Here is a 22,679-nt window from a genome sequence, read left to right on the forward strand (position 1 = left end):
GTTTCTTTCTAAATTAATGTAGCACGCTGATTTTGCTCCCACTTTCTTCGCGTCCCGTCTATAGTTACCTCATTGGGTTCACTTTTAATAATCATAATTACCCCGTCTGAGAGTGATATGCGTAAAACCGTTATGTTGTTAGGATCTATTCTGTTTTCTTTGACTGCACATGCTGATGAAAGTATGAGTGCAAAAGAGATCAGAACGCTGTTTTTTGGTCATGACGACCGGACGCAGATTGCTGATCCCACAGCCTCACCATGGGATGCTATCGGACAGCTTGAAACCGCCAGCGGTAATTTATGTACTGCAACGCTTATCACTCCCAATATTGCGTTAACCGCAGGCCACTGTCTGTTAACCCCACCTAAAGGCACTGCGGATAAAGCGGTAGCGCTACGTTTTATTTCACAAAAAGGTCTCTGGCGCTATGAGATCCACGGTATCGAAGGTCGGGTGGATGCCTCATTAGGCAAGCGTCTTACACCTGACGGCGACGGCTGGATAGTTCCGCCTGCCGCCGCGTCGTGGGATTTCGGGCTGATTGTCCTGCGTTATCCGCCGTCTGGTATTACTCCACTGCCGTTATTTCAGGGCGATAAAGCCGCGCTGACCGCCGCGCTGAAAGCAGCCGATCGCAAAGTAACCCAATCAGGTTATCCGGTGGATCATCTTGACGATCTTTACAGTCATCAGGATTGTGTGGTTACCGGCTGGGCACAAAACTCGGTGTTGTCACATCAGTGCGATACGCTACCGGGTGATAGCGGGTCGCCGTTGATGCTCAAAACGGCCAGAGGCTGGGAACTGATCGCCGTTCAAAGCTCGGCGCCTGCAGCAAAGGATCGCTGGCGAGCGGATAACCGGGCAATTGCGGTGACCGGTTTTAGCGATAAACTGGACGCTCTGGCGAAAAATAGCGGCAACTAACGGCTACGCTTGGCGTGACGCTCCCAGTTATCTCTTTTGGCCTCGCTGGATTTGCGTAGCGCAACGTAACAGGCACCGCTGCCGCCGTGATGAGGTGATGCCACACAGTACGCCTGAACGTCCTCGAATTCACAAAGCCAGCGCGCAACATAACTGCGAACGATATTGGCATGTGCGTTATCATCCCGCCCTTTTCCGTGCACAATGAGCAGATTACGTAAGCCGTCCTGATGCGCCTGAGTAATGAAGGCGAAAACTTTTTGCCGACATTGTTCAACCGGATGGCGCAAGAGATTCAGGCTGGCCTGATTCTGGTATTTTCCCTGGCGTAACTTTTCCAGCACGCCATGCTGTAACCCCTCACGCCGAAACTCCAGCGGCGTGGCAAGTGGGATAACGTCTAAAAAACCGGTTGTCAGAAAGTTATCCAGCTGCAACAGGTCGATTCGCTCCGGCGTACGCGATTTACGGTTTGGATACCATTTAACATCGCTGCATTGCTTTAGCGGCTGGACATCTTCCATGGCGTCAAGAAAAAGTGATTTGTCGTCAAGGTTCATGATCTGTCCTCTGGCTAACCGGGATCTGCAATGTCACTATAGCGGTGCACTCTCCCACGCTCAATGCGATTTACATACTTTTCAATCAGATTTTAATCACGGTTGCCCACAATAACGCTGCTACCGTTTTCGCTCTCTGCCGGGTTTATTAAACGTTAACACTGATTAATTACGGTTAATATTTAACCCGCACGTTGAAATCTGTGAAATATATCACCCGCTGGTGCTGGAAAATAACGGATTTGTTGTTATAACTTAAATTATCCGCATCAGGGAAAACAAATGCGGAAATCACCATGGACATAAGTAGTTAATCCCTCTGGAGTCTGTTGGATGTCGGCAGGCTCTGTTTTTTATGGCTTTTTTACGCTACCTACGTATAAACCCTTAATTTTTTATGGCTTTATTCATTTAGCAGACAAATCAATTAATACTACTTATGTATTACATGTCGGCATAGCAATTATTGATATTCTTTGTCAATCAATCCTGTTCTCCGGCAGATAGCCATATGCCACTTGATTAGCTGATAAAAGATGCACATTATTTATCGTTCTGGAGAGAGGGGAAAATAATGTTAATACTCTTGCAGGATAAAATTTCAACGCCGCTCGGCGAACTTTGGGTGATCTGCGACGAACAGTTCCGACTGCGCGCGGTTGAGTGGGACGAACACAGTGCACGCATGTCGCTATTACTCGATCTGCATTACAAAAAGACCGGTTATTGCCGGGTTGACAGCAAAAATCCCGGTGGCCTGTGCCAGAAGCTGGATGAATACTTCTCGGGGAATCTGGCGATTATCGATACGTTACCAACTGAGACTGCCGGAACACCTTTTCAACGTGAGGTATGGAAAGCGCTGCGTGAAATCCCCTGTGGTCAGGTCATGCATTATGGTCAACTTGCCACATTTCTCGGACGTGCAGGTGCGGCCCGTGCGGTCGGTACGGCTAATGGATCAAATCCGATAAGCATTGTGGTTCCATGTCACCGGGTCATTGGCAGTAATGGAACCATGACCGGTTATGCGGGCGGCGTAGCGCGTAAAGAGTGGCTTTTACGTCATGAAGGCTATCTTTTACTTTGACTATGCGTGCGGAGTTTAACATTTACGTTTCGAGACTGTTTTCATAACCTTAATAATATCAAGGAGATGAATTGTTTTTTTTCATAACTATTTCATTATCCAATGAATGCGGATTTAGCAGGGTTACTTGCTCACAAAAAAGATGATAAAATTGACCAATATCAATAACGGCCTGAGCAGACCTATGATCCCGGAAAAGCGAATTATACGGCGCATTCAGTCTGGCGGTTGTGCTATCCATTGTCAGGATTGCAGTATCAGCCAGCTTTGCATCCCTTTCACGCTAAATGAGCATGAGCTTGATCAGCTTGATAACATCATCGAGCGTAAAAAGCCCATCCAGAAAAGTCAGACTCTGTTTAAAGCGGGTGATGAACTGAAATCGCTGTATGCTATTCGTTCGGGCACCATTAAAAGCTACACCATTACTGAACAGGGTGATGAGCAAATTACCGGATTCCATCTGGCGGGCGATCTGGTGGGATTTGATGCCATCGGCACCGGCCATCATCCCAGTTTTGCTCAGGCGCTCGAAACCTCAATGGTGTGTGAGATCCCGTTTGAGACCCTTGACGATCTGTCGGGTAAGATGCCTAACCTGCGTCAACAGATGATGCGTCTGATGAGCGGCGAAATTAAAGGCGATCAGGATATGATCCTGCTGCTGTCGAAAAAGAATGCTGAAGAGCGTCTGGCAGCCTTTATCTATAATCTTTCCCGCCGTTTCGCTCAGCGTGGTTTTTCCCCGCGTGAGTTCCGCCTGACCATGACGCGTGGCGACATTGGCAATTATCTCGGCCTGACCGTTGAGACTATTAGCCGCCTGCTGGGACGTTTTCAGAAAAGCGGTATGCTGGCTGTTAAGGGTAAATACATCACTATTGAAAACAATGACACGCTGGCGCAGCTGGCAGGTCATAGCCGCAATCCTGCCTGATCCCTTTTGTTATCAGCCTTCGCCAGACATTATAATTGTCTGATTTATTGATCTGGTGAAGGTTATCCGCTGTTTCATTTTACATAGATGAGTTATCTTGTAGTTACAGACTGTGGCGACAGTTGTAAGGAGATTCACTATGGCAAAATATCAAAATATACTGGTCGCTATCGACCCGAATCAGGACGATCAACCCGCACTGCGGCGCGCCGTGTATTTACACCAACGGATTGGCGGCCGCATCAAAGCCTTCCTGCCGATCTATGATTTTTCGTATGAAATGACCACCTTGCTCTCTCCGGACGAGCGAACGGCTATGCGTCAGGGCGTAATAAGCCAGCGAACCGCGTGGATAAAGGAACAGGCAAAATTTTATCTGGAAGCGGGTATTCCCATCGACATCAAAGTGGTCTGGCATAATCGCCCTTTCGAGGCCATTATTCAGGAAGTAATGAGCGGCGATCATGATTTGCTGCTCAAAATGACCCATCAGCATGAAAAACTGGAATCGGTGATTTTTACCCCAACTGACTGGCATCTGCTGCGTAAATGCCCGTGCCCGGTGTGGATGGTTAAAGATCAACAGTGGCCTGAAGGCGGTAAAGCGCTGGTGGCTGTTAACCTCGCCAGTGAAGAGGAATACCATAATTCTCTGAATGAAAAGCTGGTTAAAGAGACGCTCTCGCTGGCAGAACATGTTAACCATACCGAAGTTCATCTCGGCGGAGCCTACCCTGTTACGCCTATTAATATTGCGATTGAACTCCCTGATTTTGACCCCAGCGTCTACAACGATGCGATTCGCGGACAGCATTTGCTGGCGATGAAAGCGCTACGACAGAAGTTCAGCATTAGCGAGAATATGACTCACGTTGAGAAAGGACTGCCTGAAGAGGTGATCCCGGATCTGGCTGAACATTTGCAGGCCGGGATTGTGGTGTTAGGCACCGTAGGCCGAACCGGGCTTTCTGCCGCGTTCCTTGGCAATACGGCTGAACAGGTGATTGATCATCTGCGCTGTGACCTGCTGGTTATTAAACCCGATCAGTTCCAAACGCCAGTAGAACTGGATGACGCCGAAGACGATTAATCGTTTCGCCTGACATAACAGACCCGGCTTGCCGGGTCTTTTTTATTGCTGGCGCTCGCCGCCGAGAAAATAAATCCCGAGCGGAATCGACAGCAAAATGGTGAAGACCAGACTGTAAACGCAAATCATCGCCGACTGAATAACAAACATGGACGGCGTCCAGTTAGCCAGCGGGATATTATATTGCTGGATCACACCCACAATAGTCGCACGGCCTACCACCGCTAAAGCAGTGATAAAAACCAGCACAACGCCTGCAATAAATTTTTTACCGTTACGGCTTTTCAGTTTTGCCATTAACATGCTCTGTTTTCCTGTATTGATAACAATCCCACCACCTGGCATCAACAATAACATGCCAGCCGCTTATAAAAAAACCGCTCCGGGGAGCGGTTTACAGTATTGATGGTGAAATTACAGCGCTTTCAGGATCGCGTCGACGCTGGCTTTAGCATCGCCAAACAGCATCTGAGTGTTGTCCTTAAAGAACAGCGGATTTTGCACCCCTGCATAACCTGTATTCATTGAGCGTTTGAATACAATTACGTTCTGCGCTTTCCAGACTTCCAGCACCGGCATGCCGGCGATAGGGCTGCGCGGATCGTCCTGTGCCGCCGGATTTACCGTATCGTTAGCGCCAATAACCAGAACGGTGTCGGTGTCAGCGAAATCGTCATTGATTTCATCCATCTCCAGCACAATATCATAAGGGACTTTCGCTTCCGCCAGCAGAACGTTCATATGTCCGGGGAGACGCCCGGCTACCGGGTGGATGCCAAAACGTACTTTGATCCCGCGGGCGCGAAGTCTTTCGGTAATCTCGGCAACCGGATATTGCGCCTGCGCCACCGCCATACCGTAACCGGGGGTGATAATGACCGTCTGCGATCCTTTCAGCATCTCTGCGGTCTCTTCCGCACTGATTTCACGGTGCTCACCGACTTCAGTATCGCTACCGTCCGAGCTTCCGTCAGTGCCAAATCCGCCTGCAATAACGCTGAAAAACGAGCGGTTCATCGCTTTACACATAATGTAAGACAGGATCGCACCGGACGAACCCACCAGCGCCCCCGTGACAATCAGCAGATCGTTACTGAGCATAAAGCCCGCCGCCGCCGCCGCCCAGCCAGAATAAGAGTTCAGCATTGAGACCACGACCGGCATATCGGCTCCGCCGATAGACGCGACCAGGTGCCAGCCAAACGCCAGCGCGATAATCGTCATAATCAACAGCGCCAGCCCCTGTAAGAACAGGCTGTCGGTACGAACAAAGATCACCAGCAGCAAAAAGGATACTACCAGTGCCGCCAGGTTCAGTTTGTGGCGGTTCGGCAGCATCAGCGGTTTAGAGGAGATTTTACCGCGTAATTTGCCAAATGCGACGATCGACCCGGTGAAGGTTACCGCACCAATAAAGATGCCGAGGAACACTTCGGTCAGATGAATATTGACCAGAACCGGGGCCATACCTGGTTCGTGGTACAAATAGCTGTTGAACCCTACCAGTACCGCCGCAAGGCCAACGAAGCTGTGCAGAATGGCCACCAGTTCGGGCATCTCGGTCATTTCTACACGTTTGGCAAGACGCATACCAATGGTGCCGCCAATCGCCATAGCAACGATTATCCACACTACATTGCCGCTATCGGGGCCAAAAATGGTGGCAATCAGCGCAATCGCCATCCCGGCGATACCAAAGGTGTTACCCTGACGCGAGGTCTCATGTTTCGATAAACCCGCCAGGCTGAAAATAAACAGGATCGCGGCAACAATGTATGCAGCTGTAACCAATCCTCCAGACATATGTTACCCCTTAGTTCTTCCGGAACATTTTCAGCATACGCTGAGTCACGGTGAAACCACCGAAAATGTTAATACTGGCAATCAATACGGCGATGAAGCTGAAGAAGCTAACCCATCCGCCGTGCCCAATTTGTAATAGTGCGCCCACCACGATAATGCCCGAGATGGCGTTGGTAACCGACATCAACGGCGTATGCAGCGCGTGAGACACGTTCCATACCACGTAATAGCCGACCACGCAGGCCAGCGCGAACACGGTAAAGTGACCGAGGAACTCTTTCGGTGCCACGTCAGCAAGCCAGCCAAAAAGGATAATCGCCAGCGCCATCAGCGCATATTTACGCCAGGATGAGACCGGTTTTTCCGGCTCTGCCGGTGCAGGGGCTACCTTCGGTGCCGCCTGCGGCTGGGCAGAAACCTGAATGGGTGGTGCAGGCCAGGTTACTTCACCTTCGCGGATCACCGTCACGCCACGAATAACCACATCGTCAAAATCGACGATGATATTGCCGTCTTTCTCTTTGCACAGCAGCTTCAGCAGATTAACGAGGTTAGTGCCATAGAGCTGAGAAGACTGGGTCGGCAGGCGGCCAGGCAGATCGCTATAGCCAATGACTTTCACGCCGTTAGCGGTTGTGACAACCTCCCCGGCGACGGTATATTCGCAGTTACCGCCATTTTGTGCCGCCAGATCAACAATCACGCTGCCCGGCGTCATTGAATCAACCATTTCGCGGGTAATTAGTTTTGGTGCGGGTTTGCCCGGAATTAAGGCGGTAGTCACGATGATATCAACTTCTTTCGCCTGTGCGGCGAACAGCGCCATTTCCGCTTTAATGAAGGCTTCAGACATGACTTTGGCGTAGCCATCGCCGCTACCAGCCTCTTCTTTAAAGTCCAGTTCGAGGAACTCAGCCCCCATACTTTGAACCTGCTCCTTCACTTCCGGACGGGTGTCAAAAGCCCGGACGATAGCGCCCAGACTATTAGCCGCGCCTATAGCGGCCAGACCGGCTACACCTGCACCAATCACCATCACTTTCGCTGGCGGTACTTTACCCGCTGCGGTAATTTGGCCGGTAAAGAAACGGCCGAACTCGTGCGCAGCTTCAACAATAGCGCGGTAACCGGCGATATTGGCCATCGAACTTAGTGCATCGAGTGACTGAGCACGTGAGATGCGCGGTACGGCATCCATTGACATGACGGTGACGTTTCGCGCCGCCAGTTTTTCCATCAATTCCGCGTTCTGTGCCGGCCAGATAAAACTGATCAAGGTTGTCCCTGGATTCAGTAAGGCGATTTCCGCCTCGGCAGGTGCGTTCACTTTAAGAATGATATCAGACTGCCAGACGCTGCTTTCATCAACGATATCGGCACCCACCTGAATGAACGCGTCATCATCAAAACTGGCCAGCTTGCCTGCACCGCTCTCAATAGCGACGGTAAAACCGAGTTTTAGCAGCTGCTCAACCGTTTTTGGCGTTGCTGCAACTCGCGTTTCACCGGCCCACCGCTCTTTTGGTACCCCAATACGCATAGTTTTCCCTTCCATCGATTTATGAAGATGGTTGTTGTATGCCAGAGATAATGCGCGACCTGATCCGTCGAAAAGCATTACCTTTAGAAAATAAAACAGTAACAAACTTTCTATAAGCTACTGAAAATAACCGTAGCGATCCACCGTCAGGAAAAAGTATTTATAAAATTTTTGGCGATCAGGCTGATAACCGTCCTCAAATCAGCATTTAGCGCTGAAAATCATTAGTAAGAGTGATAATGCGCGTGACGGACAGCGCCTGTAATAATAATGTTTCACAGCTAAAAATTAATTTAACATTACGTTAACCTGTTAAAGTAATAACTCTTATTGTTTTTACCGGTCAGACGTCTGTTTTTTCCACATATAAATAAAAGTTATCTTTCTTTAACGCTCCGGATACGCAGACCGAAAAATCACGCAGACAATCGCGCTGTTTAAATGCAATAATCAGCACAATTTTCATTAACTACAACAATACCAGTCACTGGTTTGCGCAAGGCAAAGGACTCTTTTTTATGAAGCTTAAGAACACACTCCTGGCATCCGCACTCCTGTCTGCCACCGCCCTGTCGGCACAGGCAGCAACAGAATTAACGCCGGAGCAAGCAGCCGCGCTAAAGCCTTACGATCGCGTCGTGGTGACCGGTCGTTTTAACGCTATTAGCGATGCGGTAAATGCCGTTTCACGTCGCGCGGACAAAATGGGCGCAGCCTCGTTTTATATTCAGGATACTGCTGATGCCAATAACAGCGGTAACTGGCGCGTGGTGGCGGATGTCTATAAAGAAAATGCTGTACAGGCAGATAAGCCGCAGAATCGCGTTATTAACGGTGTAATGGAGTTGCCAAAAGATCAGGCCATTGAACTGGAACCTTTCGATACCGTCACTATTCAGGGATTCTTCCGCAGCCAGCCTGAAGTTAACAACGCCATTACTAAAGCCGCACGACAGAAAGATGCAGCATCATTCTACATCGTGCGTCAGGTCGATACTAACCAGGGTGGTAACCAGCGCATCACGGCGTTTATCTATAAAGCCGATGCGAAAAAACGCGTACTGCAGAGTCCAGATGCTATCCCGGCAGATTCCGATGCCGGACGCGCTGCGCTGGCTAAAGGCGGTGAAGAAGCGAAAAAAGTTGAGATCCCAGGCGTTGCGACCAGCGCAGCACCAAGTGCTGAAATTGGGCGATTCTTTGAAACCCAGTCATCAAAAGGCGGACGTTACACTGTCACGCTCCCCGACGGCAAGAAAGTTGAAGAAGTGAACAAAATCACAGCCGCGCAGATGGTGCCGTTTGACAGTGTTAAATTCACCGGTAACTACGGCAACATGACGGAAGTGTCATACCAGGTTGCCAAACGTGCAGCGAAGAAAGGCGCGAAGTACTATCACATTACCCGTCAGTGGCAGGAGCGCGGAGGCAACGTTACTATCAGTGCGGATTTGTACAAATAATTCCGTTTTCGGGCCTGATATCAGGCCCGGTTTTCAGACCGCTCCGTTTTTTCCACGATATTGTCTGTATTCCCCCCTTACATATTGCATCTCACTATCACACTTCGTACAATCCCGCGCCTCAGAGCGATCGACCATTTTTATGCGTTTTAACATAATAAATATTCGCACAATTCCTCTTTTTGCCACAGGATGCCCATGCAAAAGAAACTTGGCCTTAGTGCATTAACTGCACTTGTTTTAAGCTCCATGTTGGGCGCAGGGGTGTTTAGCCTGCCGCAGAATATGGCCCAGGTTGCTGGTCCGATGGCACTTATCATTGGCTGGGCGATTACCGGTGTGGGTATCCTGCTGCTGGCCTTTGCAATGCTGTTACTGACCCGGCTGCGTCCGGATCTGGATGGTGGCATTTTTACCTATGCTCGCGAAGGGTTTGGCGAACTAATCGGCTTTTGCTCTGCCTGGGGTTACTGGCTGTGCGCGGTGATCGCCAATGTCTCTTATCTGGTTATCGTCTTTTCCGCCCTCAGCTTTTTTACTGATACACCCGAACTGCGTATCTTTGGCGATGGAAATACCTGGCAATCTATCGTCGGATCCTCGGTACTGCTGTGGATTGTCCATGCGCTGGTTCTGCGTGGGGTACAAACTGCCGCCGGCATAAACCTGGCGGCCACCCTCGCTAAACTGCTGCCGCTGGGGCTGTTTATTGTGCTGGCAGGCCTCGCCTTTAGTCTTGACACCTTTACGCTGGATTTCAGCGGAGTCGATTTATCGATGCCGGTTTGGGAGCAGGTAAAAGGCACAATGTTAATCACCCTTTGGGTATTTATTGGGGTTGAAGGCGCGGTGGTGGTGTCTGCCCGGGCGCAAAATAAGCGGGATGTTGGACGCGCCACGCTCATGGCCGTGCTGGCGGCGTTGAGCGTATACCTTCTGGTCACCATGCTATCGCTGGGGGTCGTTCCACGCCCGGAACTGGCTGAAATGCGCAACCCATCGATGGCCGGGATCATGGTTAATATGATGGGCTCCTGGGGCGAGGTGATTATCGCCACCGGCTTAATCATCTCCGTCTGCGGGGCTTATCTTAGCTGGACCATCATGGCGGCAGAAGTGCCGCTGGTCGCTGCGACCTATAAAGCGTTCCCGCGCGTTTTCGCCAGACAAAATAAAAACAATGCGCCCTCGGCGTCTTTGTGGCTGACCAACATAAGCGTGCAGGCCTGTTTGCTGCTTATCTGGATCACACATGCAGATTACAGCACGCTGCTGAATATCGCCTCAGAAATGATCCTGGTTCCCTATTTTCTGGTCGGGGCCTTTCTGGTCAAGATCGCCACGCGTCCGCTTCATCAGGCGACAGGTATCGGAGCCTGTATTTATGGCTTATGGTTATTGTATGCCTCCGGCCCGATGCACCTACTGTTATCAGTGGTGCTCTATGCGCCCGGCCTGTTCGTTTTTATTTATGCCCGCCGTACGCATCAGCATGAGCGCAGGTTATGTGCAGGTGAAAAGGTCCTGATTGTGTTTTTACTGGTTGCCGCTGTTCCGGCAACCTGGATGCTGATGAGGTAGAACGCTGCCCCATCGCAAATCACTTAAGGAGATAACGATGGGAAGTCAGCCACGACCTATTTTAATTACTGGAGGAGGCCGCCGCATCGGCCTCGCTCTTGCCCACCATTTCCTCAATCACTTTCAGCCGGTTATTGTGAGTTATCGTACGCGTCACAGTGCAATAGATGGCCTGGAAAAAGCCGGTGCAATTTGTATTCAGGCTGACTTTTGCCACGATGAGGGGATACTTGCCTTTGCCGAAGAAGTCAAAACCCACACCGACGCCTTACGGGCCATTATTCATAATGCCAGCGCGTGGATAGCGGAAAAACCCGGCACGCCGCTTACTGAGGTGTTATCCGCGATGCTGCATGTTCATGTACATGCCCCCTACCTGCTTAATCATGCTCTGGAAAGTCTTCTGCGCGGACGCGGTCACGCAGCCAGCGACATTATTCATTTTACTGACTATGTAGTTGAGAAAGGCAGCGATAAGCATATCGCCTATGCCGCCAGTAAAGCCGCACTGGATAATATGACCCGCTCGTTTGCGCGCAAGCTGGCTCCGGAGGTCAAAGTGAATGCGATTGCGCCCTCGTTGATTTTGTTCAATGACAATGACGATCCGGATCACCGCCAGCAGATCCTGAATAAGTCACTGATGAAAATCGCGGCCGGAGAAAAAGAAATTATTGATTTGGTCAATTATCTGCTGGTGAGTTGCTACGTCACCGGCCGCAGTTTTGGTGTTGATGGCGGTCGACCGCTGCGTTAATGAACGCGGCTCCAGACCAAAATCAGTATCCAGGCGCTAAGACTCCAGCACAGGACTGCGCCGCCGAGCGCCAGCGGAAGGCGCATGAAGGCGATGAAGTACCAGAGTGATAAGAGATAAAGAAAATAGGGAATAATTGACCACATGCCAAAGACAAGGGTGGTTCTCAACGCCTCAACACCGCGCTCACTCGCCACAATATAATGCGCGATCAGCGCAAATGTCGGAAATAAAGGGATCAGTCCGGCAATATAATAATTTTTGGTTTTGGCCAGCACGCTAATGAGTATTACCACCAGCGCACCCAGTACGGCCTTGAGCAGCAGCGCCATTCCTTTGCCTTTAACAGATAGCTAACAATTCCCGCAGCATAGCGGAAATGGTCCTGTTTATGAACGATTAATGGAAGCTTTTACGCAGGCAGTGTATGTTGACGTTTTTTGTATCGTATCAAACATATGAATAAAATTGTTTTTGTCGAAGATGATCCCGAAGTCGGTTCGCTTATAACCGCGTGGCTCACAAAACATGACTTTGATGTTGTGCTTGAAACGCGCGGCGATCGGGCCGAAGAGACGATATTGCAGCAAGCGCCGGACCTGGTGCTACTGGATATCATGCTGCCAGGTAAAGACGGTATGACGATCTGTCGCGATTTACGCAGCCGCTGGCAAGGCCCCATCGTGCTTTTAACCTCCCTTGACAGCGATATGAATCACATCCTGTCGCTGGAACTGGGGGCCAACGATTATATTCTTAAAACAACGCCACCTGCCGTATTATTGGCTCGCCTGCATCTGCACCTGCGCCAGCATCTGACCCGGACACCCGGTTCGGGCATGACCGCCCTCACCCCACATAAAGCGATTCGCTTTGGTACCCTGGCTATCGATCCGGTCAACCGTCAGGTTTTACTCGGCGGCGATAATATTGTGCTCTCAACGGCTGATTTTGATTTATTGTGGGAGTTAGCCACCCACGCCGGACAGATCATGGACCGCGATGCGCTGCTTAAAAATCTGCGCGGGGTTAGCTATGACGGTATGGATCGCAGTGTTGATGTTGCCATTTCCCGGCTGCGGAAAAAACTTCGCGACAGCGCTACCGAACCTTATCGTATTAAAACTGTGCGTAATAAAGGCTATTTATTCGCCCCGCACGCCTGGGACAATTGAGCCATCGCCGTCTGGATAACGTAATGCTATGAAAAAGCTTTTCGTGCAGTTTTACCTGCTGCTGTTCGTCTGTTTTCTGGTAATGACAATGCTGGTTGGGCTGGTCTATAAATTCACCGCCGAGCGAGCCGGGCGCCAGTCGCTGGACGATCTGATGAAAAGCTCACTCTATTTGATGCGCAGTGAACTGCGTGAAATTCCGCCTCATGCGTGGAATAAAACCCTTAAGCGGCTGGATCTCAATTTGTCATTTGATTTGCGCATTGAGCCGTTAAGTAAATTTGAGCTTAACGCCAGCGATATGAAACACCTGCACGCGGGTGATATTGTGGCGCTCGACGACCAATACACCTTTGTGCAGCGTATTCCACGTAGTCACTATGTGCTGGCGGTCGGCCCAATACCCTATCTCTATTTTATGCATCAGATGCGAATACTGGATGTGGTCCTGATAGCGTTTATCGCCATCTCGCTGGCATTTCCGGTGTTCATCTGGATGCGACCTCACTGGCAGGATATGCTGCGGCTTGAATCGGCCGCGCAGCGACTGGGTGAAGGACATCTGGACGAGCGTATTCATTTTGACAGTATGTCCAGCTTTGAACGACTGGGGATCGCGTTTAACCAGATGGCTGACAATATCAATGCTCTGATTGCCAGCAAAAAACGGCTTATTGATGGCATAGCGCATGAGTTGCGCACGCCTCTGGTCCGCCTGCGTTATCGCCTCGAAATGAGTGAGGGTCTGGCCCCCCAGGAACTACTGGCGCTTAACCGCGATATTGAACAACTCGAAGCGCTTATCGAAGAGCTGTTAACCTACGCCCGTCTGGATCGACCGCAAACCACCCTCACCCTGACGACGCCGGATTTGCCGGCGTGGGTAGCGGCTCATATTGATGATGTGCAATCTGTGAATCCGCAGCGGCAAATCGTGGTCGACACACTCACTCAGGGAGACTATGGTGCTCTGGACATGCGGTTGATGGAGCGGGTTTTAGATAATCTGCTCAATAACGCCTTACGCTATAGCCAGCAGCAGATTGTGGTGAGTCTGGAGCGTGAGGGCAGCCGCGCCTGGCTGCGTGTGGATGACGATGGTCAGGGTATTGCGGAGAGTGAACGCCAGCGCGTTTTCGAGCCGTTTGTTCGCCTCGATCCCAGCCGGGATCGCGCCACCGGCGGCTGTGGGCTGGGTCTGGCCATTGTCTCGTCAATTGCTCAGGCAATGGCCGGCGAGGTTGTCTGTGAGGCCAGCCCGGCAGGTGGCGCACGCTTTAGTTTTAGCTGGCCTCTTTGGCATAACGTTAACCTTCCTGTTTCTGCCTGAAAAAGTTGTACTGTAGCCAGAGTTTGCGTAAAGTTATCAAACTTAGAGTATGTTGTAACTAATGGGGAAATTTATGGCCAGTTATGATGTGGTGGAGCGTTTAACCTCTACGTTTCGCGAGCTTGAACATGAACTGGCCGCACTGCGGGCCGATCTCAGCGACTGCCGTCTGCTGGCAGGTCGGGTATTTGAACTGCCCGAAATTAAAAAGCAGGATGAGCATTCGCCGCTAAACCGTATCCGGGTGTTGCAGCACGTAGGAAAAGCGGCATTCGCCCAGGCGCTGGCACATTTTAGTCACCTGTTCATCCAGCAGCAGTCCGAGGTGCGCAGTAGTAAAGCGGCTGTACGTCTTCCGGGTGTGATTTGTCTTCAGGTCATGGCGGCACAGCAAGAAGCGATTGCGACACGTGTGACCGTAATTAATACGCTTAAATCGACATTCGAAAACATAGTGACCGTTGAGTCCGGCCTGCCCTCAACGGCGCGTTTCGAGTGGGTCCATCGTTATCTTCCGGGTCTGATTACGTTAAATGCTTACCGAAGTATTACCCTATTAAATAATCCCGGTACGCTGCGTTTTGGCTGGGCAAATAAGCACATTATTAAAAATTTGACGCGTAATGATGTGCTGGAGCAGCTTGAGAAAAGCCTGAAGTCGCCACGTGCCGTCGCCCCGTGGACGCGGGAGCAGTGGCAGGCGCGGCTGGAACGTGAGTATCAGGATGTTGCGGCCCTGCCCGAGCAGGCAAAACTTAAAATCAAACGGCCGGTTAAGGTGCAGCCCATCGCCCGGGTCTGGTATCCCGGCCAGCAAAAACAGGTCCAGCACGCCTGTCCTGGCCCGATTATCGCGCTGATCTCCGGCACGGGCGGCGTCAGCGTGCCGGATATTGGCGAGCTACTGGATTATGATGCGGCAAACGTACAGCATCGCTATAAGCCACAGGCGCAGTCATTAACGCCAATTATTCCCCGACTGCACCTGTACGTGGCTAACGACTAGCAGGCAAGCTGCCGACCATCTCTTGCGGCTGCACCCAGCGCTCAAACTCATCTTCAGTGAGATAGCCGAGTTTAAGCGCTGAAGCTTTCAGCGTCAGACCTTCTTTATGCGCTTTTTTGGCGATTTCTGCCGCTTTATCGTAGCCAATATGGGTATTCAGCGCAGTCACCAGCATCAATGAATCATTGAGTAATTGTGCGATGCGCTCACGGTTTGGTTCGATACCGATAGCGCAGTGCTCGTTAAAACTCTCCATGCCGTCAGCCAGCAGGCGCACTGACTGCATAAAATTATGGATAATCATGGGCCGATAAACATTGAGTTCGAAATTGCCCGATCCGCCGCCCAGATTGATCGCTACATCATTGCCCATCACCTGGCAGCACAACATGGTCATTGCTTCACATTGGGTCGGATTCACCTTGCCCGGCATGATGGATGAGCCAGGTTCGTTTTCCGGAATAGACAATTCGCCGATCCCACAACGGGGGCCAGATGCCAGCCAGCGAACATCGTTGGCGATTTTCATCAGTGAGGCGGCCAGCCCTTTAAGCGTTCCATGAGCATGAACCAGCGCATCACAGGTTGCCAGCGCCTCAAACTTATTTGGCGCAGTCACAAATGCCTGACCGGTTAGTGATGCCAGCTCCTGAGCCACACGTTCAGCATATTCAGGATGCGTATTCAGCCCGGTACCCACAGCCGTACCGCCCAGCGCCAGTTCGCTTAAGTGCGGTAAACTCTGTTCCAGATGGCGAAGATTATGCTCAAGCATGGCTACCCAGCCGGAAATTTCCTGCCCCAGCGTCAGCGGTGTGGCATCCTGTAAATGGGTACGACCAATTTTAACGATATCGCGGAAGGCGGCTGATTTAGCGGTCAACGTATTTTTAAGCACTGCGATCTGCGGAATAAGCTCTTCCTTAATTGCAATAATTCCCGCGACATGCATAGCCGTTGGGAAAACATCGTTTGAACTTTGGCTTTTATTGACATCATCATTAGGGTGAACCTTACGCTCCATACCCCGCACGCCGCCCAGCAGTTCGCTGGCGCGATTTGCCAGAACCTCATTCATGTTCATATTACTTTGCGTGCCGGAGCCGGTCTGCCAGATAGCTAGCGGAAACTCCTGAGAATGTTTTCCAGCCAGCACCTCATCCGCAGCGGCAATAATCGCGGAGGCCGTTTCCGCGCCCAGCAGACCGAGATCCTGATTCACCTTCGCGGCGGCGCGCTTGGTCAGCGCCAGAGCATGGATCAGCGAGACCGGCATTTTTTCAGTTGAAATACGAAAATGCTCCAGCGATCGCTGGGTTTGTGCTCCCCACAATTTATCTGTCGGGACATCAATCGCCCCCATTGAATCTTTTTCACTGCGATGCGTTGTCATGACGGATTCCTTATATAAAAAATGGACGTGTCGACATTGCTCACCGGCGACCAGGTAAAGTATCGGGTATTTTTGCTTACTCACTTAATGCTTCGTGCGCTTAAGATTAATTTCCCGGCAGAGCGCGCTGCCGGGAACAGGATAAGAAAGGTTATTTTATGCAGCGGGCGCACTGGCCGCTGTTTATTTGCTGGAAGAAGTCATTACCTTTATCATCAACCAGAATAAAGGCCGGGAAGTTTTCGACCTCTATTTTCCAGATGGCTTCCATTCCCAGCTCCGGGTACTCAACACACTCCAGACGCTTAATACTGCTCTGTGCCAGCACGGCCGCCGGACCGCCGATACTGCCAAGATAAAAGCCTCCGTGCTTATGACAGGCATCGGTAACCTGCTGACTGCGGTTGCCCTTCGCTAGCATGATCATGCTGCCACCATGAGCCTGAAGCTGATCAACATAGGAATCCATCCGGCCAGCCGTGGTCGGCCCGAGCGAACCGGAGGCATAACCTTCCGGCGTTTTCGCTGGCCCTGCATAATAAATTGGATGATCTTTGACGTACTGGGGTAAGCCCTCCCCGCGATCGAGCCGCTCTTTGAGCTTCGCATGAGCAATATCGCGTCCGACAATAATCGTGCCGGTCAGCGACAAGCGCGTCGACACCGGATATTGCGACAGCTGAGCGAGAATATCACTCATCGGACGATTCAAATCGACCTGAACCGCCTCCCCCTCACCAGCCTGCCGCAATGCCTCGGGAATATAACGCGATGGGTTGTTTTCCAGACGTTCAACCCAGATGCCGTGGCGATTAATTTTGGCTTTAATATTGCGATCGGCTGAACAAGAGACCCCCATACCAACCGGGCACGATGCCCCGTGACGCGGGAGACGGATCACCCGGATATCGTGGGCAAAATATTTGCCGCCAAACTGTGCGCCGAGGCCAAGATTTTGCGCCTCCACCAGCAGTTCTTGCTCCAGTTGCACATCGCGGAAGGCCTGTCCCAACGCATTCCCTTCATGTGGCAGACCATCATAATATTTTGTTGAGGCCAGCTTGACGGTTTTCAGCGTAGCTTCCGCCGACGTACCGCCGATCACAAACGCAATATGATAAGGCGGACAGGCCGCAGTACCAAGAGAACGCATTTTTTCCACCAGGTAACTTTTTAGCCTGCCGGGCGAAAGCAGCGCCTTTGTCTCCTGGTAAAGATAGGTTTTATTGGCCGAGCCACCGCCTTTGGCAATGCATAAAAATTTGTACTCGTCGCCATCCATACTGTAGAGATCGATCTGCGCCGGCAAATTGGTGCCGGTATTTACCTCGGTATACATATCGAGCGCAGCGTTTTGCGAGTAGCGCAGATTATTTTCAATAAAGGTGTTATACACACCGCGCGCCAGCGCAGCCTCATCACCGCCACCGGTCCAGACGCGCTGGCCCTTCTTACCCATAATAATGGCGGTTCCGGTATCCTGACAGGTTGGCAGAATGCCTTTGGCAGCAATTTCAGAATTGCGCAGAAATTGCAGGGCAACATAGCGATCGTTTTCACTGGCGTCCGGGTCGCTCAGAATATCCGCAACCTGCTGCTGATGTGCCGGGCGCAGCATGAAGGATGCGTCATGAAAGGCGTGTTGAGCCAGCAGTGTCAGTGCCTGCGGCTCAATTTTTACGATCTCTTGCCCTGCGAAGTGTTCGACGGAAACGTGATCCTGACTGAGGAGATAGTATTCGGTTTCATCCTTAGCCAGCGGAAAGGGGTCCTGATAACAGAAGGGTTTGTTCGACATTATGCTCTCACTGATGACTCAACTGGTTATTGTTAAGGCAGATATTCCATTTGCCCTGTTCAACGCGAGTCCGCTTATCCTACACAAATTTTTAACAAAAACTGAGAGTAATACGACTTTTTAGGCCTGAGGGTTACTTCTGCCGGGTTTATTGGTTTAATACCGGGATTAACTCCATTAAATACAGGGCTTGATAATGCAAAAACTCATCAACTCAGTGCAAAACTATGCCTGGGGAAGTCATTCTGCGTTAACGGAACTCTACGGTATGGCTAATCCGCAAAACCTGCCGATGGCAGAGTTGTGGATGGGCGCCCATCCGAAGAGCAGCTCACAGGTTCAGGATGCCAGCGGTCACTCCCGCTCTCTTCGCGAAATCATTGACGCTGATAAATCTACGATCCTCGGCCAGGCAGTAGCCACCCGCTTTGGCGAGCTGCCCTTTTTGTTTAAGGTGCTTTGTGCCGAACAACCGCTTTCTATTCAGGTGCATCCAAACAAACAGGCGTCTGAACAGGGTTTTGCTAAGGAGAACGCTGCCGGGCTACCGCTGGATGCGGCTGAGCGTAACTATAAAGATCCCAATCACAAGCCTGAGCTGGTGTTTGCGCTCACGCCGTTTTTAGCGATGAACGCGTTTCGCGAGTTTTCGGAAATTGTTTCGCTGCTACAGCCGGTGGCCGGTGCCCATGCGGCAATTGCCCATTTCTTACAGCAGCCGGATGCAGATCGCCTGAAACAGCTTTTTGCCAGTCTTCTGGCGCTGGAAGGTGACGAGAAACGGCGGGCGCTGGCGGTCCTCAAATCGGTTATCGATATTCAGGAAGGCGAGCCGTGGCAAACTATTCGACTCATTTCTCAATTTTACCCTGATGACAGCGGGCTCTTCTCGCCGCTGTTGCTGAATGTGGTGAAGTTAAATCCTGGCGACGCGATGTTTTTATTCGCTGAGACGCCTCATGCCTACCTCCAGGGCGTGGCGCTGGAAGTGATGGCCAATTCAGACAACGTGCTGCGCGCCGGACTGACGCCAAAATACATCGATATCCCTGAGCTGGTCGCCAATGTGAAATTCGTGGCTAAACCGGCAGCAGAACTGCTGACGCAGCCGGTTAAAAATGGTCATCAGCTGGATTTTCCTGTTCCGGTGGATGATTTCGCTTTCTCCCTGCACGATCTCACGAATCAGGAAACTAGCCTTGCACAGCAGAGCGCGGCGATTGTGTTTTGTGTTGAAGGCGAAGCCGTAGTGCGTAAGGATGAGCAACAGCTGGTCCTTAAACCAGGTGAATCCGCATTTATCAGCTGTGCTGAATCCCCGGTTGCGGTGAGCGGAACGGGTCGCCTGGCGCGCGTCTATAACAGACTCAATTAAGTTGCTGAACTTTTTTATAAAGTCTTGCTACGCTTACAAGTAGCCTTGCACTCTTATCGGGCGGTGTTTTTCGCCCGTTTTTTATTTTAGGGATAAGCATTATGAAAAAAACTGTGGTTGCTGCCGGAATTATTGTTGCCCTGGGCGTTGTCTGGACTGCGGGTGCCTGGTACACCGGAAAACAGTTCGAAAATCGAATTGCAACGGTCGTTCAACAGGCGAATGAACAGCTGAAACGTACTGCGCCGGAAGCTAACGTTGAGCTGGGCTATGCCAATTACCAGCGTGGGATCTTCACCAGTCATCTGGACCTGGTTATCAAGCCGGTCCCCGGCACCACCAGCCCGTGGCTTAAAACAGGGCAAAGCGTGGTATTTAATGAGCGTGTCGATCACGGTCCCTTCCCGCTGGCTCAGTTGAAAAAATTCAACCTGATCCCCTCTATGGCTTCAGTCAACACAACACTTGCGAATACTGAAGCCTCTAAGCCGCTGTTCGATATCGCCAAAGGTGAAGCACCATTTGTGGCCAATACGCGCATTGGCTATTCAGGCGACAGCCATTCTGACATCTCGCTCAAACCGCTCAATTATCAAAGTGAAGGTGAAAAAGTCGCCTTTAGCGGCGGAGATTTCCAGCTGGAAGCCGATCGCGAAGGGAATGTGTTCTCCCTTTCGGGCAACGCGGATAGCGGCATGATTGATGCGGTAAATGAGTATAACCAACGCGTTCAAATGACCTTTAATAAATTAAAAACCGAGGGTGACAGCCAGCTGACGTCATTTGATGAGCGCATCGGTAATCAGAAGCTGAGCGTAGAGAAGCTGTCAATTTCGGTTGAAGGTAAAGAGCTGGCAGTGCTGGAAGGCATGAACATTGAGGGTAAATCTGAGCTGGGTAAAGACAATAAAACGGTCGACACTCAGCTCGACTACACGCTCGACAGCCTGAAGTTACAGAATCAGGATATGGGTCACGGTAAGCTGACGGTTAAAATCGGCCAGATTGATGGTCAGGCCTGGCATCAGTTCAGCCAGCAGTATAATGCTCAGTCCCGGGCGCTGATGGCGCAACCTGAAGTCGTTCAAAACCCGCAGCTGTATCAGCAGAAAATGACGGAAGCCTTTTTTGGCGCCCTGCCGCTGCTGCTGAAAGGCGATCCGGTGATCACTGTAGCCCCGCTTAGCTGGAAAAACAGCAAAGGTGAGACCACCTTTAACCTCTCCCTGTTCCTGAAAGATCCCGCGCAGAATACGCAGCCCGTGCAGACCCTGGCGCAGGAAGTTGATCGCAGTGTTAAATCCCTCGACACCAAATTGGTGATCCCAACGGATATGGCGATCGAGTTTATGACCCAGATTGCGCGTCTGGAGGGGTATCAGAACGAGGAAGCCTCTAAACTGGCCAGCCAGCAGGTGAAAGGTCTGGCAGCAATGGGCCAGATGTTCCGTATTACCACGATGGAAGATGACAATATCACTGCCCGTCTGCAATACAGTAACGGTCAGGTCACGTTAAACGGCCAGAAAATGCCGCTGGAAGAGTTTGTAGGCATGTTCGGTATGCCGGATCTGGGTATTCCGGTTCCGCAACCGGCTAATCCGGCGGTGCCCGCAGTTCCGGCCGACCCTGCGACCCCGGCAGTCCCTGCCCCGGTTGCACCGGCACCTCAACAGTAATAATGTTAGCCCCTCGTCCTGAGGGGCTATTTTTTAATTACCAGCCTCGGGGACATAATATGATTACGTAGCGTCATGGCCCGGTTATCAATGCGTTGCAAGATACGTTCTGCAAGGCTTTCGCCCATTTCTCTTGCCGGGTTAATCACCCAGCCGATCGGAATATCGTCAAGCGCGTCTTCCGGGACATCAGCAAAAGAGGCCAGCGCAACCTGCTGTTCAAAATAGCGCCCTAAACCATTCTCATCGCTCTGTTTGCCCGCGCGCAGCAGACCAAACCACGCGCCCATCGCCACAACGCGATTGTCGCACAGGATGGCGCTGATAGTCGGGTTTTGTCGTAGCAGCACACCTACTGCTTCTGCCGCCTGTTTCTGGCTTGATTCGCACTCTACCACCCACTCACTGTGAAAAGGTAAGCCAAATTTAAGTAATGTTGCGCAGTAGCCGCCCACGCGTTCGGCACGGGTCAGGGAAGTACTTTGACCACCAAGCCAGGCAATACGCTGGTGACCACGCTCGATTAAATGTCCGGTGATGATTTGTGCGGCCTGCATATTATCAGGACGGATGATGTCTACATCATCAAGATGGCTGGCCCGCGAAGCAAAGACCAGCGGAATACCGGCCTCATCTGCGATCTGACGGAGTTCTGCTCCGCGTGCCAGCGAACCGGCAATAATCACGCCATCTACACCCTGAGAAATCAGCATCTCCAGGCGTTGCAACAGCCACTGCTGCTCATTACCGCTCTGCGTCAGAAATAACATCCGTCCTTGCGATTCCAGCCTTGCCGTGATCCCCGCCGTTAATTCGGCATAAAACGGCGCACAGAGATCGCTGACTATCAGCCCTATAACGCCGCTGTGACCGCCTCTTAGCGAAGCTGCCTGCCTGTTGCGAACAAAACCCAAATGCTCAATCGCATGATTGACTCTTTCACCCGTTGCAGACGATATTCGCCCTTTTCCACTTAAAACCAGTGATACGGTGGTGACGGAAACCCCCGCCGCCTGCGCAACATCGTTAATGGTAATTTTTTTTGCGATTGCCATTTGATTATCCGTTTATCGTTGGCCAATAGATAAAACGTTTTATCTATCATTAAACCGTCTTAACACTATGGTAAGCCAATAGTGTGATAGTAATCTCACTAAAATAAGGTAAAACGA

At 51.1% G+C, this 22,679-nt stretch carries 20 protein-coding genes; 12 read left to right on the forward strand and 8 right to left on the reverse strand.

Annotated elements, in window-relative coordinates:
* Positions 1-117: 117 nt before the first annotated feature.
* The gene (locus AC791_RS12235) at positions 118-930 is read left to right on the forward strand and encodes a trypsin-like serine peptidase (RefSeq protein ID WP_049840708.1); all 813 of its coding nucleotides are present in this window, start codon (positions 118-120) and stop codon (positions 928-930) included.
* On the opposite strand, the gene smrA is transcribed toward AC791_RS12235, so the two are convergent.
* Complete coding sequence (gene smrA / locus AC791_RS12240) at positions 927-1,490, reverse strand: DNA endonuclease SmrA (RefSeq protein WP_049840709.1); 564 nt, start codon at positions 1,488-1,490, stop codon at positions 927-929. The genes AC791_RS12235 and smrA overlap by 4 nt on opposite strands.
* 574 nt (positions 1,491-2,064) lie before the next feature.
* Here smrA and ogt point away from each other — a divergent pair.
* The 3 genes from ogt to uspE all read left to right on the forward strand — a co-directional run bounded on the left by ogt (position 2,065) and on the right by uspE (position 4,607).
* On the forward strand, positions 2,065-2,580 hold the full coding sequence (gene ogt, locus AC791_RS12245) for a methylated-DNA--[protein]-cysteine S-methyltransferase (protein ID WP_049840710.1): 516 nt from the start codon (positions 2,065-2,067) through the stop codon (positions 2,578-2,580).
* A gap of 184 nt (positions 2,581-2,764) precedes the next feature.
* Positions 2,765-3,517 carry a fumarate/nitrate reduction transcriptional regulator Fnr gene (gene fnr / locus AC791_RS12250; RefSeq protein WP_133159226.1) on the forward strand — a complete coding sequence of 251 codons (753 nt, stop codon included), beginning with the start codon at positions 2,765-2,767 and terminating at the stop codon, positions 3,515-3,517.
* A gap of 139 nt (positions 3,518-3,656) precedes the next feature.
* The gene (gene uspE / locus AC791_RS12255; RefSeq protein ID WP_049840712.1) at positions 3,657-4,607 is read left to right on the forward strand and encodes a universal stress protein UspE; all 951 of its coding nucleotides are present in this window, start codon (positions 3,657-3,659) and stop codon (positions 4,605-4,607) included.
* 42 nt (positions 4,608-4,649) lie between these two features.
* Here uspE and AC791_RS12260 read toward each other — a convergent pair whose 3' ends face one another.
* From AC791_RS12260 to pntA, 3 genes are all read right to left on the reverse strand, one after another.
* On the reverse strand, positions 4,650-4,910 hold the full coding sequence (locus AC791_RS12260; RefSeq protein WP_049840713.1) for a DUF2534 family protein: 261 nt from the start codon (positions 4,908-4,910) through the stop codon (positions 4,650-4,652).
* A 111-nt stretch (positions 4,911-5,021) separates the two neighbouring features.
* The gene (gene pntB / locus AC791_RS12265) at positions 5,022-6,410 is read right to left on the reverse strand and encodes a Re/Si-specific NAD(P)(+) transhydrogenase subunit beta (protein WP_049840714.1); all 1,389 of its coding nucleotides are present in this window, start codon (positions 6,408-6,410) and stop codon (positions 5,022-5,024) included.
* 10 nt (positions 6,411-6,420) lie between these two features.
* Positions 6,421-7,950 (reverse strand): Re/Si-specific NAD(P)(+) transhydrogenase subunit alpha, encoded by a 1,530-nt coding sequence (gene pntA, locus AC791_RS12270; protein WP_049840715.1) that lies wholly within the window; start codon positions 7,948-7,950, stop codon positions 6,421-6,423.
* Between the two features lie 518 nt (positions 7,951-8,468).
* Here pntA and ydgH point away from each other — a divergent pair.
* From ydgH to folM, 3 genes are all read left to right on the forward strand, one after another.
* Entirely contained in the window at positions 8,469-9,413 is a 945-nt protein-coding gene (gene ydgH, locus AC791_RS12275) for a DUF1471 family protein YdgH (protein WP_049840716.1), read from the forward strand.
* A 198-nt stretch (positions 9,414-9,611) separates the two neighbouring features.
* On the forward strand, positions 9,612-10,994 hold the full coding sequence (locus tag AC791_RS12280) for an amino acid permease (RefSeq protein ID WP_049840717.1): 1,383 nt from the start codon (positions 9,612-9,614) through the stop codon (positions 10,992-10,994).
* 37 nt (positions 10,995-11,031) lie between these two features.
* Positions 11,032-11,751, forward strand: coding sequence for a dihydromonapterin reductase (folM, locus tag AC791_RS12285; RefSeq protein ID WP_049840718.1), 720 nt, complete (start codon positions 11,032-11,034; stop codon positions 11,749-11,751).
* Here folM and AC791_RS12290 read toward each other — a convergent pair.
* A complete protein-coding gene (locus AC791_RS12290; protein WP_049840719.1) occupies positions 11,748-12,083 on the reverse strand; it encodes a GlpM family protein in 336 nt (111 codons plus the stop codon). The two genes, folM and AC791_RS12290, sit on opposite strands and share 4 nt — an antisense overlap.
* Before the next feature lie 126 nt (positions 12,084-12,209).
* Between AC791_RS12290 and rstA the strand changes: the two genes are divergently transcribed.
* The 3 genes from rstA to tus all read left to right on the forward strand — a co-directional run bounded on the left by rstA (position 12,210) and on the right by tus (position 15,262).
* Positions 12,210-12,926 (forward strand): two-component system response regulator RstA, encoded by a 717-nt coding sequence (rstA, locus tag AC791_RS12295; RefSeq protein ID WP_049841621.1) that lies wholly within the window; start codon positions 12,210-12,212, stop codon positions 12,924-12,926.
* 28 nt (positions 12,927-12,954) lie between these two features.
* Positions 12,955-14,256: a two-component system sensor histidine kinase RstB gene (gene rstB, locus AC791_RS12300; protein ID WP_049840720.1), complete on the forward strand. Its 1,302-nt coding sequence runs from the start codon at positions 12,955-12,957 to the stop codon at positions 14,254-14,256.
* 73 nt (positions 14,257-14,329) lie between these two features.
* Positions 14,330-15,262 carry a DNA replication terminus site-binding protein gene (gene tus, locus AC791_RS12305; protein WP_049840721.1) on the forward strand — a complete coding sequence of 311 codons (933 nt, stop codon included), beginning with the start codon at positions 14,330-14,332 and terminating at the stop codon, positions 15,260-15,262.
* Here tus and fumC read toward each other — a convergent pair.
* Positions 15,252-16,655 carry a class II fumarate hydratase gene (fumC, locus tag AC791_RS12310; protein WP_049840722.1) on the reverse strand — a complete coding sequence of 468 codons (1,404 nt, stop codon included), beginning with the start codon at positions 16,653-16,655 and terminating at the stop codon, positions 15,252-15,254. The genes tus and fumC overlap by 11 nt on opposite strands.
* A gap of 151 nt (positions 16,656-16,806) precedes the next feature.
* Positions 16,807-18,453, reverse strand: coding sequence for a class I fumarate hydratase FumA (gene fumA, locus AC791_RS12315; RefSeq protein WP_049840723.1), 1,647 nt, complete (start codon positions 18,451-18,453; stop codon positions 16,807-16,809).
* 196 nt (positions 18,454-18,649) lie between these two features.
* Here fumA and manA point away from each other — a divergent pair, with 196 nt between their 5' ends.
* Both manA and AC791_RS12325 read left to right on the forward strand, forming a co-directional pair.
* Positions 18,650-19,828 (forward strand): mannose-6-phosphate isomerase, encoded by a 1,179-nt coding sequence (manA, locus tag AC791_RS12320; RefSeq protein ID WP_049840724.1) that lies wholly within the window; start codon positions 18,650-18,652, stop codon positions 19,826-19,828.
* Between the two features lie 101 nt (positions 19,829-19,929).
* Positions 19,930-21,507, forward strand: coding sequence for a YdgA family protein (locus tag AC791_RS12325; protein WP_049840725.1), 1,578 nt, complete (start codon positions 19,930-19,932; stop codon positions 21,505-21,507).
* A gap of 26 nt (positions 21,508-21,533) precedes the next feature.
* On the opposite strand, the gene AC791_RS12330 is transcribed toward AC791_RS12325, so the two are convergent.
* The gene (locus AC791_RS12330) at positions 21,534-22,562 is read right to left on the reverse strand and encodes a Mal regulon transcriptional regulator MalI (protein ID WP_049840726.1); all 1,029 of its coding nucleotides are present in this window, start codon (positions 22,560-22,562) and stop codon (positions 21,534-21,536) included.
* Between the last annotated feature and the right edge of the window lie 117 nt (positions 22,563-22,679).

Source organism: Klebsiella sp. RIT-PI-d (assembly GCF_001187865.1).
Lineage (GTDB): Bacteria > Pseudomonadota > Gammaproteobacteria > Enterobacterales > Enterobacteriaceae > Superficieibacter.